12 protein-coding genes, 1 pseudogene and 1 riboswitch are annotated in these 12,981 nt (G+C 37.4%); of the genes and pseudogenes, 3 read left to right on the top strand and 10 right to left on the bottom strand.

Going from position 1 to position 12,981, the window contains the following annotated elements; translation table 11 throughout:
• Window positions 1-147: 147 nt before the first annotated feature.
• The 5 genes from DIJ65_RS16500 to DIJ65_RS04405 form a co-directional block, all read right to left on the bottom strand.
• On the bottom strand, window positions 148-282 hold the full coding sequence (locus tag DIJ65_RS16500; protein ID WP_260678688.1) for a hypothetical protein: 135 nt from the start codon (window positions 280-282) through the stop codon (window positions 148-150).
• 508 nt (window positions 283-790) lie between these two features.
• A riboswitch (cyclic di-AMP (ydaO/yuaA leader) is annotated at window positions 791-937 on the bottom strand.
• Between the two features lie 105 nt (window positions 938-1,042).
• A complete protein-coding gene (locus DIJ65_RS04420) occupies window positions 1,043-2,059 on the bottom strand; it encodes a potassium channel family protein (RefSeq protein WP_185959488.1) in 1,017 nt (338 codons plus the stop codon).
• Between the two features lie 722 nt (window positions 2,060-2,781).
• Window positions 2,782-3,084, bottom strand: coding sequence for a hypothetical protein (locus tag DIJ65_RS04415; protein ID WP_117303599.1), 303 nt, complete (start codon window positions 3,082-3,084; stop codon window positions 2,782-2,784).
• Window positions 3,085-3,520: 436 nt separating this feature from the next.
• The gene (locus tag DIJ65_RS04410) at window positions 3,521-3,967 is read right to left on the bottom strand and encodes a hypothetical protein (protein ID WP_117303597.1); all 447 of its coding nucleotides are present in this window, start codon (window positions 3,965-3,967) and stop codon (window positions 3,521-3,523) included.
• 182 nt (window positions 3,968-4,149) lie between these two features.
• Entirely contained in the window at window positions 4,150-4,581 is a 432-nt protein-coding gene (locus DIJ65_RS04405; protein ID WP_117303595.1) for an SMI1/KNR4 family protein, read from the bottom strand.
• 182 nt (window positions 4,582-4,763) lie between these two features.
• Between DIJ65_RS04405 and DIJ65_RS04400 the strand changes: the two genes are divergently transcribed.
• Window positions 4,764-5,174 carry a hypothetical protein gene (locus DIJ65_RS04400; protein ID WP_117303593.1) on the top strand — a complete coding sequence of 137 codons (411 nt, stop codon included), beginning with the start codon at window positions 4,764-4,766 and terminating at the stop codon, window positions 5,172-5,174.
• A 194-nt stretch (window positions 5,175-5,368) separates the two neighbouring features.
• A pseudogene (locus tag DIJ65_RS04395) lies at window positions 5,369-6,723 on the top strand (transposase).
• Between the two features lie 88 nt (window positions 6,724-6,811).
• Here the strand turns inward: DIJ65_RS04395 and DIJ65_RS04390 are convergent.
• The 4 genes from DIJ65_RS04390 to DIJ65_RS04375 form a co-directional block, all read right to left on the bottom strand.
• A complete protein-coding gene (locus DIJ65_RS04390; RefSeq protein ID WP_117303591.1) occupies window positions 6,812-7,096 on the bottom strand; it encodes a hypothetical protein in 285 nt (94 codons plus the stop codon).
• Window positions 7,097-7,281: 185 nt separating this feature from the next.
• Window positions 7,282-8,520: a leucine-rich repeat domain-containing protein gene (locus DIJ65_RS16685; RefSeq protein WP_260678687.1), complete on the bottom strand. Its 1,239-nt coding sequence runs from the start codon at window positions 8,518-8,520 to the stop codon at window positions 7,282-7,284.
• A gap of 190 nt (window positions 8,521-8,710) precedes the next feature.
• Window positions 8,711-9,079: a type II toxin-antitoxin system PemK/MazF family toxin gene (locus DIJ65_RS04380; protein WP_117303231.1), complete on the bottom strand. Its 369-nt coding sequence runs from the start codon at window positions 9,077-9,079 to the stop codon at window positions 8,711-8,713.
• 83 nt (window positions 9,080-9,162) lie between these two features.
• Window positions 9,163-9,444 (bottom strand): AbrB/MazE/SpoVT family DNA-binding domain-containing protein, encoded by a 282-nt coding sequence (locus DIJ65_RS04375; RefSeq protein ID WP_117303229.1) that lies wholly within the window; start codon window positions 9,442-9,444, stop codon window positions 9,163-9,165.
• Window positions 9,445-9,843: 399 nt separating this feature from the next.
• On the opposite strand from DIJ65_RS04375, the gene DIJ65_RS04370 reads away from it, so the two are divergent.
• Window positions 9,844-10,386, top strand: a complete 543-nt coding sequence (locus tag DIJ65_RS04370; protein WP_117303228.1) for a hypothetical protein — start codon at window positions 9,844-9,846, stop codon at window positions 10,384-10,386.
• Window positions 10,387-11,132: 746 nt separating this feature from the next.
• Here the strand turns inward: DIJ65_RS04370 and DIJ65_RS04365 are convergent.
• Window positions 11,133-12,482 carry a DUF3238 domain-containing protein gene (locus tag DIJ65_RS04365; RefSeq protein ID WP_117303226.1) on the bottom strand — a complete coding sequence of 450 codons (1,350 nt, stop codon included), beginning with the start codon at window positions 12,480-12,482 and terminating at the stop codon, window positions 11,133-11,135.
• Window positions 12,483-12,981: the final 499 nt, after the last annotated feature.

The raw sequence follows: 12,981 nt of genomic DNA, 5'->3' as shown, positions 1-12,981 counted from the left end.
CAATTCATTGTAATATTTAAAAGAAATTTTTATTGTTTTGGCCATTCTGCAACTATCACTGGGATTTCGGACTTGTAAAAATGTTTAAGTTTTTAAGCAGATTTTGGACCATCATGTCATAATACTGAAGGTTATTTAAAGACCTGGCTAATAATTGGGTGCCTTGCACAAAGGCCATGATAATTCACAATTGTTCTTTTGAGCTGACTCGATATTCCAAGTCGCCTTACCAATTCCCGTTCCTCCACCAGTAACAATGACTACTTTATCATTAAACAACATTACATTTCCTCCTTTTAATTGTACTTTCTGATTGCTTGAGTACACTCAACCTACTAGTAGGTTAAGTGTAAGATTTGTTTTGTTTATAATTTTTTTAGTACGGACTTCAAATGCTTAATAGATTTCCATTTAAAGTGTGCGTAAATGTATATCTAAACATAAAGAAGGAAAGAAGCTAAGTCTATTGATTCTCTACTTCCTGTACCTGCCCACAAAATCCTAAAAGATGATGATACTTCGAACATTGTCTCACGAATTGGAAAAGGTTCGGGATACGTCAACGCAATAACTCCTTTGGTGCAAATCATGGCAGGCGTTTTATGGTGATGTAAGAACGAATAATCTCATCTGTCTGGAGTTCTCTGCCAAACACCTTTAGCCCACTTCTCCCTTTTGCAAAGCTCTAGATAGATCGTTTCTTCAAGTCGTGCCCTCTTTTCTGTTTAGTCCATCAAAAAAAGACCACATTAAATACAGTGGTCTCAGGCGCATGTTCGGATCCTTCTCTCTACTTACTGTGTAACGCTTAGGAGGTCAGCTGTCGGATTCGGGACTGAGAGTATCCCTTCTTACCACAAGTAAGATTCACCCCAGTTAAATACATTCTTGTCTAACTTGTTTTCCCTGCTCATTTCTGATTCAGTGATTCAAAGGTTCATATGTATTCTGTTTCAACAGACTGAAATCTAAGCTTGTTCAATGTCATTGTCAATAGAAAATCAATAAGCAAAATGATAAACTTCAAACATACTCACAGGAGTTACTCCAAGTTCAAATTCTCGTAGGTCTCCTGATTGCAAATGATGTAGAGCCAGGTGTCTTTTGGAATTTGATCATCCAAGCGGCGAATAATGCTGAAATCCGCTTCCTGCGCAATCAGATTAGCACCTTGTTCCCTGAGAGAGTCAAAAGCATCGCCATAGGTCTTCCAATGTGAAGCCGGTTTGATCTCCCAAATATTTTCTCCGTAAGTATGGTTTAGCAGTTGCATAAACAACCGGCTGGATCCATGGTGAAGCAGTGCTTTCGCCATTAAATGAGGAAACGACTCCTTCGAAAGAACAAATTCGTTAACACCCGCGTGCTGAAACATCCGGCTATGCGCCTCGTGCATAATTTCTGCAATTGTATATATTTGTTGGCGGCTTTCAACAGCGTACTGTTCAATAGCTGAAGCAATGAGAAGGGTTTTCCCATCCGCCAGGACATCATCTGCGTTTTCAGAAGCGAATACCGAAACAGAACGAGCCGAATCGATGCCTGCTTTTTGTAATACCTTGATGTCCGTAGGGTCTCCCTGAATATAATGAAATCGATCGTGCTTAAAAGGAGACTCCTTTACATGATCAATCAATACAACGTCTGTTTGAATATCCCTGCTCAACAAGATCTCTTCAATCGTCTTTTTTACACTTTCCGACCATCCAATAAGCAGAAAGTGGTCTTTTCCTTTATAGTCCAATTTCCCTTCCATTTTAAGCCTCCCGTAATAAGTATATGAATCCACAATTTTCCCAAGAATAATCCCGACCAACCCAATACCGAACAAATACAGGAACATGCCGTAAAGCATACCGGGTACGGTCACGGGGGAATAGTCTCCAAACCCGACAGTCGTAACCGTAGTCAGCACCCACCAAAACCCGATAAAAGGGGTAGAGAAAGTTTGGGGTTCCAAAAAATAAATGATAAAAGCACTGGCGAGATAAAAAAGGAATGCAAATACGACTACTTTGGCTGTGTTAATTTTCCCGATCCGCTTCATCAGTTCAAACATCCTTAGACCTCCAATTCCTGACTTCCACAACATCCTTTGTCAAGTCTATCTTTTTTCCTTTCCTATTACCATTCTGTATAGATACCGGGATCCTATACCTTAAAAATATCAGCCACAGGCTCCACTATTAACCCCAAAAGGATAAATGGCTGCTGTTTGATAAGAAACAGCGGCCATTCTTGCATTTCTTTTTATTGTGTTCTTCACGCTAAGATGATTTTACTGATAGAACTGCTGGAAACCCAGCATATGTTAACTGGTTTTATAGAAAGGATTTATCTATACCGGATTTAATCTAGCCTACATTTTCTTCTCTGGTAAGCAGTGGATACCTTTTAGGCGTATTTAAAAGCTTTATCAAGAAACCATCGAAAGCACTCCACAATATCGTTAAGAGTTAATTCTTTTAGTTATAGTTTTGGTAAACCAGTTGTTTTCATTTTTGTCCTCTCTAAAAGCTTCATTTTTTTGATTACTATTCTTTTTATTAACAATTGCAATGCAGCAAACTCGACTCATTATTAAAGTAAATAATTCTAAACAGATATCAGCATTTACTATTAATAAACATTGTATAAGCGATTCATAACTGCTGAAACAATATTAACAATTCTTCTTAACAAAAAAGGACCACCTCAAAAGGCAGGCCATGTTTCTTCACTAATTCTTGCGATTTTAGAACTTGAATAAAACGTTAACACGCTCACCTTTCAACCATCGGATTAAGCCATATACCCGATGGCTGAAACCACCGGATAGGCGGTCATACCAAGGAATATTAAAAATAAAACCAACCCTATCAAAAAAGATTTCCGGTTCATCCGGGAGCGGTTCATCAGCAGGACAATGAGCCAGATGGGCATTGCGATCAGGATATTGAACCCGCATAAATAGATAGCAAGCCCCATAAAATTCCTATTAGTGTAATCTCCGCTCTGTACGACATTTACGACATAATCCAGCACGATCAAAGTTGCAAGAATTAGAACCGCAATGCCATTACAAACAATCCACACTTTTTTCATTTGACACCTCGTTTTTGGGTCTTACTTCTTTGCCTGCTCTAAGGTGTTAAGGGGAATAATTTCTCCACTGACCATTTTAAAGCGTTGTTTTATTTTCGCTTCCCCATAAGCGAACGCCTACTTGTAACCCATTTTCATAAGTACCAATCTCTTTTTTCATAAAAAATCTTCTTCTAGCTTCTATATACTTATTTTACCATTCCCCAATTTTAAAGATAGAAGCAAATCCAAAGGATTCAAATTAATTCCAAGCGTTCATAAAAGTACACTTCCACACACCAAAAGCGAGAAAACAAGCTTTAATCTGCCTATTTTCTCGCTTTATATTTATTTAGCTTCCGATAAGTACTGATATGTAAACTTAATATTAAAAACAGTTTTAAATGCCGGAGAAAATTTATTAAAAAAGATGTTTGTTCCGGGTTTATTAAGCAAATTACTCGTCTTCCACTTGGCCGGATTCAATAGCGAATAGATTGGACTGCCAATCATCCCATTTCGACTTTATTTGATTAAGCAGCTCCTCCCCTCCAAAAGTAATGGACCCTTCATGTGAAGCATAAATAATCCAACTCATATCCTCGCTGAACCAAAATCTTTCATCATTATCTTTGCCCATAGCTGGAACGAGTGCATCGGTATCGATTAACCACACCAGTCGATCTTCGTTCATCTCATATGCAGAATCGTAGTTAAGTTTTAAGAGTATATGACGGACATCCGTTATTTTCTCTTCAATTCCTTCAATATAATCATCATTAAAAGCTAGAACATCACTGCGCTTGCATTTATAAAGAGGGTACCAGTAATGTTGTGTAATATCCCAAGTAGATTCAATCCGTTCCTTTAAGAAGTCGGCTTTTGTGCTATCCAGTTGTTTCATCTTTGTTATTCTCCTTTTAAACAGTCTTATGAAGTGCATAATTGACGCTCATGCTAAAGGAAAGAAGGAATAACTCTTGTCGTGGTTATCATCAAAGGACTAAAGGTGAAGGTACAGCCGGTTAAACGCATCATTCTGTAATCTATTTTTTGAATGAAACTGGATTTGTTTTTTAGGTATATTCATTCTTCATCAAAATCTTCTAGTTCTTCTTGAGCAATAATAATAAAATCTTTTAAAGTAGGAGCTAGCTCTTCCGTTTCATCTGTTTCATGGAGCCATAAATAAACTGGATCGCCTGCTTTCCCGTCCTCTACTTTCAAGCACAAGTAATCCCAGGTGCCGTCTTCAGCAATCGCAATCAGGTTATTGGAAATCTCCCCATCCAAAACTTCCTTGTTTTGCCTAACCACGTCGTCCCACGTTTTTTTCATATTCTTCGGATCTTTGATGGGAAATAAAGTCCACTCTCCAACTTCAGGACCATTGGTCAATTTAAATAATTGAACATACTGATCCGGGAAACGAACATTCAACTTTTGTTCCGTTTCTCTTATCGCTGACTCTTCTACACCCTTTTTATTTGTCTCCAACAACTTAATAATCTCTTGCATAATTTAACCTCCATTCTTTAATCTAGCTGCCAATTTGAATGTAACTTACTTGCTAATATATTACATTCGAAAAAGGATGTATTACAAGCGCATATTAGAATTTCCAAGCCTTTTAAGAGGATTTACTTCTCGTATCTAGAATTACTATTTTATCCTATTTTTCAAAAGGCAGTGATTTTAGTATGAAATATCAGCAGAAGGATTTTACGCAAGAGTTAAAGACGAAGATTCAGGAGGTGGAATCAGCCTTAAAAAAACACAGTGAAATTCTATTAAGAGAAAACAAATCCATTTTTGAGAATAGAAACCTCGATTTTGACGCGGTTTTCAACATTGATGGTTCAGAACATTTCCAGCCAGGCTATTGTTCTACTATTTCCATAGGCATAACAGATAAAATCAATCCACCTGGCGAACTCCTTAACTTGCATGTAATTACGATCTGGGAATGCCAGCGAAGTCTGTTAGGTTTATCTGTTACGAAAAACATACCCGGAAGTAAAATAATTGGAGAACTTGTAGATGAGTCCCTTAAAGAAATAAAAGAGGAATTAAAGGAATACATCGAAGTATTTTTAAGCGAAGAGTATTAGAAATTGAATGTAACTTAATTCACAATAAGTTACATTCAACATTTAAAAACTCGATTAATCGCTAGATGAGTAAATTTCATAATTCCGAACCCTTGCGGCTCTAAGCGTGTAACGGCAAGAAAATAGAGCACCTCCCCAAATCCTGTATAATGGTAGTCACCACAACAACACACAAACAGGAGGGAAAGCGCTCTATGCCTATTATAAGACAAGATAACCTATTTGACATGCATGAATTATTTGAGATGGAACCTACCCATCGATTTAACGCTATTTTCTCGACGCTGGAACTGGATCCGCTTCTTCATATCTTCGACAAGAAGACGCATCGAGGCGCGCCGAGAGAACGCAATTACGGTGCCATGATTTATTCGTTGATCGCTCGGTGGTGGAGCGTATTCCGACGATAAAGTTATTGGTGAAGCGCTTAAAACAAGACCCTTTTTTTCGTTTTGACTGTGGATTTCTGTTATCGGACGACGTCCCATCTGAAGCTTCTTATTCCCGCATGATTGCGGCGATCAGTGAAACTGACGCGCTGTCGAAAGTGCAAGACATACTTGTGGCTCTAGCGATCCAGGAAGGTTTCATCACAGAAGAATCTCTGGCGATTGACGCCACGCATTTTGAAGCACGCGACAAACCGGCAGTGTCTAAGAAAAAAGAAAAACCAGCTCCGAAAAAACGGGGACGGAAGCCGAAAGACGAACAAGCCGAATGGCAAGCCGCCAAACAAAAGCAGGAAGATGAAAAGACGCTCTATGAAAAAGAAATTGTTCATCAATTGGATGCCTCCACCGAGGCACTGGTAAACGAGATGCCGCTGGCCCCGAAATGGGGCATCAAGAAAAATAGTGATGGAAAAAACACCTTTTGGTTCGGCTACAAAGCTCATTTGGCTGTCAGTACGAACAGCCAGTACATTATCCGGGGCCTCATGAGTTCCGGCAACTTGAATGATGGAAAAGCTGCCATTCCCCTCCTGAAGCAAATCCAGCAAACGATGCCGGATCTTTTTCAAGCGGGCATCCTGGAAAAGGGCTACGATTACAAACCCATTTATCAACAACTGCAGGAGATGAACCTTCACGCCGTTATTGCGTACAACCCGCGCCGAGAAGGCGAAGTCATCGGGTTTGATGAGCATTTCGCGCCGACGTGTGTACGGGAACACGCGTATCGCTACGACAGTTATGACGCTAAATACGAAACCTTGAAATATTCCCGTCCCAAAGAATGTGCGTCATGTCCGTTGAAAGACGATTCCCTTTGCCAAAAAATCTTTAAAATCAAAAGGTCAGTAGACCTTCGAAAATACACCTCTCCTGCCAGAGGTTCCCTGAAATGGACCTTGTACTATAAACAGCGCGCTGCAGTGGAACGCGTCAACGCTTACTTGAAGGAGTCGTTCGATTTGAATAACGTTCGGCACCGGACGGGCAAGAAAGCGAAAGTCCATTTTCAATTCGTGACCTTAATTTACAACGCATGCCGTTTGGCGAGTGACCGATTGAAAGCCGCCAAGCACGCCGCTTTAGCAGCCGCCTAAATTTAAAAAATGGAAAAAATGATCCAAGAAATCGTCTGCACTTTTTTAAAAGGGCGATTTATGAAATTGATTCAGATAACAAATCATTTTAGTTTATTGCTTTCCTTCTAGCTTTTAAATATTTGTTTATCATCATTGCTAGCAAAAGAATCAAAAGAATTAAACCAATATAAACGTTTATAGAAATTAAGAAGAAGAAGCCTAAGAATAAATCAGCAAACGTAATAGCAAAGAGAGACCAAAACAGCTTCTCGTCTTTTTTCAAGAAGAAGGTAATGGCTCCACATATCAATGACACCAGCAGAATAATGAATACAAGAATAAGTGGATTAATATTTGCAATCGCATATACCATTTTGCTTAAATAAGACATTTAGACATTCCTCCTGCCATTTTCAAATCAATATCTTAATTCAATTATAACATTTTATGGAAATTATTTATTTTTAGCGAAATTTTGAATGTAACTTAACTGCACTTAATTTACATTCACTTTCGCTAAAAAAGCACCTTTCATTTGTTCAATATCTTAGGCCATAAATATCATGCAAAACCCTCTTACCATTCCCGCCATTCTTCTGTGATGTCTTCATCTGTCTTCAACCCTGCTTGCTGGGCTTTTTCCATGATAAAATCATGCAGTTCCTCTCGCTCAAGTGTCTCAATGAAAAAATCATATTTTTCATTCAGTACATTTAAACGGAGGACCACTTCCTTCACTTTTTTTATAATTTTCTTTTCAGACGGTGCTTGAAGATGGGCTAGTGTTGCCAGAAAGTCTTGGAGCAAAGTTTCCGTTTCTGCTATACTCTCTTCGGTAAACTCATCATCTCCATCTTCCATCCTCATTCTCCACTCTTGCGTAGGCAAGGGCTGTTCCTCCTGATTGTAGTTTTGTGAAACCGATTCAGTTTCTTCCGATGGGGTTCTTTTTGTAAAAGTGGGACGATCATTGAGCCTTGGCCCATCTTTCAGGCGATGAGAATAATGTTTTTTATTCGTGAAATAAACGTGTTCCAGCTCGATACTAGGAGATACATCTCCATCCATGACAGTGGAATCCAAAAACCTCATACTTCTCAAGTGAGGAAGTTGCTTAATAAATCGGATAGAGGGAATCGTTCCACAGTTATTTAAACCTAAATGTTCGAGCGACCCGACTTTTCCGATTCGCGCAAAGTCTTGTATGTTTTTCGCCGATTCTATTTCGATATCTGTCAAGTTTCCCGACAGATGCTGGATCGCTTCAATGTCCGTTAGTGCTCTCATTCTGAACAGTGCTAGCCGATCCAACTTCTTCAATCCTTGAATCCCATCTAAAGAAATGATATTGGAGCTGATGAGCTCGAGATCTACAAGAGCTTTCATGTCTGAGAATTCTTTTAAGTCTTTCCCTTTTGGCTTATAGCCCCAGATCTGCACTTTCTTCAAGTTGATCAGGCTGCCGATTGCTGCTGCCTTAGGCGGCAGTGTGCCGTAAATCTCCTCCAACGTGGTCAATTGGCTGAAATCGATTGTCAAGGAAGGCACAACATCATCGATTGCCAAAGTTTTAAGAGCCTTCAAGTGATATAGGCCGCTCAAATTCTTTACATTCGGCCCTTGTAGCGATAAAGATTCAATCGCAGTGCATTCACTCAAGAAATCGATTTGTGATTCTACATAGTAATAAGTAATCTCTATACTTTTGATCTGGTGTGTTTGGATGTACTGGACCGATTCCTGTACATTATATTTGCCGATTAACACGGTTGGTCCATCCTCGTCGTTTCTTACGCGAAGTTTACTTTTTTCCATAGGTCCTCCTTAGTTATCTTTTATCACTTATCATTAGAACCAAAACACTTACGTTAAATATACTTAGAACTAAATATAATAGCTAGATAATTTTGGTAATAAAACCGTTCGTAAAAGTACACTTTTACGAACGAAAAATGATATTCAGGTATTTAAAAAGACCGATCATTTCGATCGGCCACCGCTTTATTTATCCTATATAAGTAATGGCATCGATAATAGCCTTACAATCTTCAATCAAGTCTTGATCAGCCTCGTCTGTTAATCTTGCTGCTCTAGCCGATGGATCAATTGCCTTTATCTTTTCACACAATACATACCCAGTTGTCTGATTGTCTGCTCCACTTTTCTTGCTATTCTTGGTTCTTCCATTTACCGGTACATGAGTTGGATACCCTTTATTCGTATTGGTTATTGGCAAGACCCAAATCAAGTCGGTTTCTTTATGTACGTTTTCTTCTGAAACTACGATGGCTGGACGATAACCTTGCTGTTCGTGCCCTTTTGCTGGGGACATATCGACCTTTATAATGTCACCAACTTTATAAAATCTTGTCATCACTATTCCTCCAATTAAATAGTGCCTGTACTTTTCCATTAAGGATTAAGTACAGGCACATAATCTTTAAGCCTATTAACTGATCACCAGTCTTCTTTTCCGACTGGTTCTACTTCATCCCAAAGTGATTCAGGTTCAGGCTTTCCGCCATTGTAACCAACAAATAACTTTTGAAAGGGAGTTAATTTGCTTTTTCGAACCAACGAAATTCGATTGGGCTCAATCTCTACATCAAGTACAGCATCCTCAGTTTCATTGAATCCGGCTTCCTCTAGAATATCTCGTGTGAGGCGAACAGCTTTGCTGTTCCCCCAATTCTGAAGTCTAGCCTCTCGATGACCAACTTTTTGTTTGATTTGCGGCATGTGAATCAACTCCTCAGAGTACTATTTATATATTCAGTATATACGACGTATCTACATACGACAAGTGATATCATTCTAAGCATTCATAATTATCATTTTTCAGTTAATAGAAACGTAAGGCACTTTCAAACCAACACTTTTTTCTCGTTAGTACAGCTTTAGTTTCACAGTTCTACCTATAATTTCTCATATGTTAACTAAGATTCTAGCTGCTTTATTCACACACATATCTACCAAAATTTATATAAAGAACATTAATGTCACTGCTTTAAAATAAAATTTTTTATTTAATAGGATTATCAAAAGAGTTAGTGCCTATTACAAAAGTTATCTATATAATAGGCATATAATGTAAAAAATGTAGTTTCACAAACTATCATTTTTGAAGGGAGAAAATAAATGTTAAAGAAGCAATCTTCCGTTCTTAATTACTACGTACTTCAAAAAAGGATCCTTCAGTTATTTATCTTTACTACACTCGTTTCTTTTCTATGCTCTCAAATCGGGAGAAGTTCAATCTTAATAAGCATGAGTTATTCACTGCATGAGGTGGTTTACGGGATCGCAAACCTGATCTTTCTTACACCGATTCTCTTTTTATTCTTTGTTTTTTTCAGAGTAAAGTATATTCAATCAAGTTCTCAAAAATTCATACATGTTAGAAGGATTGTACCAACATTTCTCTTGTTTGCCACTTTAGTCTCAATCTATACTGTCTCTTATTATCAACTCCATGATTATACAACTGCTGGAGTATTATCTATTGATTTCAAAACTCAAGAGGAAAATAAATATTACTTATGGATAGATGATACAAAAATCAGTACATCCCAAGAGATTTATAATATGGTTGAAATCAAAGAGGAATATGACGGAAGTTATTTGGGGAACTCTTTGAACTCTGGAAAAGGAAAATTACTTTCTATTAATACGCTTCAATAAATACTTCTCGAACCTCTCATGAGAATTACGGTATATCGTTGATTTAATACAATAATCTATAGTTCCGTTGTCGTCTCCATCAATAATCCATTTTTCTTTTTTTACTATTTCCTAATGAACTTTTCTTTGTTCTTCTTTAAAAGTTGGTTGCCAGTTCGGTTTCCATAAAAATGTATTTAAGTGATATACCTGAATATCCAATTTAGTTCCCAACTTCTGTGCAAGATTTGACTTCCCCGATCCTCCTCTGGAAGCTTCACAAACGGAGTGCGATAGGCATTAAAGAATAGAGTTTAAAGAAATTACTATCCACTTTCTTGACTCACTTCCAGTATAAGACTCTGTTGCGAATTGTATAGCCCATTATCCAGTGACTTTCACTTCAAGCTTTTTTGCTACAGTAGGTTTTACCGATATTTTCTCCTTTTCTTGACCTTCTTCTCTTTCACTTTAGGAAGTCCTATGTCAAATAGTGTCTATTCTTTCATGCTAAACACTCTCCTTAAAAAAGTTTTGTTTTATTCCAAGAAGCAAAAAATCACCTTGTTTAAAAGTTCAAGCTGCATAAAGGCAGATGAACACTTAAACAAAGTGCTTTAAATCAGTCTCTCCCGCGTGGGTGAGATAAAAGTGGGAAAAATTGAATATAAAATTCGATATATCATCTTTATTCCTTAAGAGATAGATCAAATTTTAAGCAAAGAAGAGAAAGCCAAGCCTGTAATGGCAATTGGCTTTCCCAGCTATTAATAATTTCTATCATCAATTGTTTTATTTGGCCAAGGGCTTATAAGTTTCCAAGCATCGGCACCTCCATTTGTAGGAGAGTACGTATATAACTCTCTCCATGTTCCTCCATTATTAGAACGATAGATTTCATGCCATGGGAACTGATCATGACTTCCATACATATAGGTAGCTCCAGCCTTCGTCATCGTCAGGTTATAGTAATAATAAATATCCGGTAATCGCACACCGGAAAAAGTATGGGGGGATGCAGCTCTGTGAGTCAAATGGAACCCCGCTTCTGAAGCATAAATATATTTAACACTTAATCCAATACCAGATGTAGTAGGGTATTTTGTGTATGCTGTACTTGTATTACAAGTACGGTCATACATTGTAGATCCATATGCGTACTTAGAAAAACCATATGTTCTAGTATCCCAATAAACACTTACAAAAACTTGTGTTCTTGAAGTTCCAGCTGTCGGAGAAAAAGTTCTTCCATCTCCTTTTCCGCATTGTATGGTCGGAGAGCTCCAAAGTGAAAATTTAAATGGATTTGGCCTAATAAAAGTTCTATGCTTTAAAGTACTTACACTACCTGCGGAAGTCGCAAAAGTAGGCTCGTCAACTCCTTCAATTCCATTTATAGGTTCATCGATTCCGATTGTGCCTTCTATAGGATCAACGTAGGGACCTTCAGTAGTACTGTTTACTACCGCTTCTTCTATAGGTGTTTCGGTAGATAGCTCAGATAAAGACAAACCAGTAAAGTCTTGAAGCGTAATAACTGGTACTGTAATATAATGGTCTCCTTTTTCTTCGTCTTTAGATTTCGTTTTATTACTTGTGTCTTCAGCAAACATAGATATGTCATATGATGATTCATTTTCGAGTTTTGTTAGTTTTATATCTGAATTAGATTTAAACATCGGAAAGCCTTCATTTACTTGTATACTATATTTCTCGGCATTAGCTAAATCTTTCCAATCCAACGCAATTGAATCTTTCGAAACAATTATGTCCATACCCACTTGAGATGCAAACTTCGGGTGCACAACTGACGTTTTGACTAAAGTATGAGCAAGTATAGTTTCTTGACTATCGATTGCTACTAAATGATATTCAACATACTCCCCATCCTCCAAGTTTTTATGTGAAAAGCCATTTTTGATATCGTTATATATTATTTTTCCATCCCTATAAATCAGGTATTCAGTTGCTAATGGAACAGGACTCCAACTTAACTCAATCATATTGGGTAATTTTTTGATATTGACTTCCGGAATACCTGATTGCTCGTTTGAAAAACCGAATAAAAATAAAACTAATATTCCTAACAGAAACGGTAATCTTCTCAAGTTATTCAAAATTTTTCTCCTGCTCTCTTTTTGATTTTTTAGAATTTTAAATCTTTAATATAGAATAGCATCTTTTTTTTACATATCAACTAAAATTTTCAAGTAAAATAGTAAATATTTTATATCTATTTCGGGGTATATTTGGTAAAGTATTCAAAAGATTATGTATAGTTTTTTGCAAAATGACTAATAGGAGAGTGCATGTAGTGGGCGAAATTTATTTAAAGAATTTTATAGGGGGTTCTGTGGTTTACGTTTTTTATCATGCTCTCGCATTTATTCCCTTTTTTCGTGCTGCCGCTTTATTTGAGATTAGTTCAATGCTTTATTATTTCATTGCAATTCCTCTGTTCGCGTTTATTAATGCCTCGGTTTATATACTTTTAAAATCTCGATATAAAAAATGGAAATTAGCATTAAACTTTTTATTGTTATTTTTAATATCAAATCTTCTTCTAGGAAGAGTCCCTTTAGATTCAAGTATCCCTATCAGCTCCAATCCTTACAT

Source organism: Planococcus salinarum, assembly GCF_007004625.1.
In the GTDB taxonomy this organism is placed as follows: Bacteria; Bacillota; Bacilli; order Bacillales_A; family Planococcaceae; genus Planococcus; species Planococcus salinarum.
This window is presented reverse-complemented; position numbering and strand designations above follow the sequence as displayed.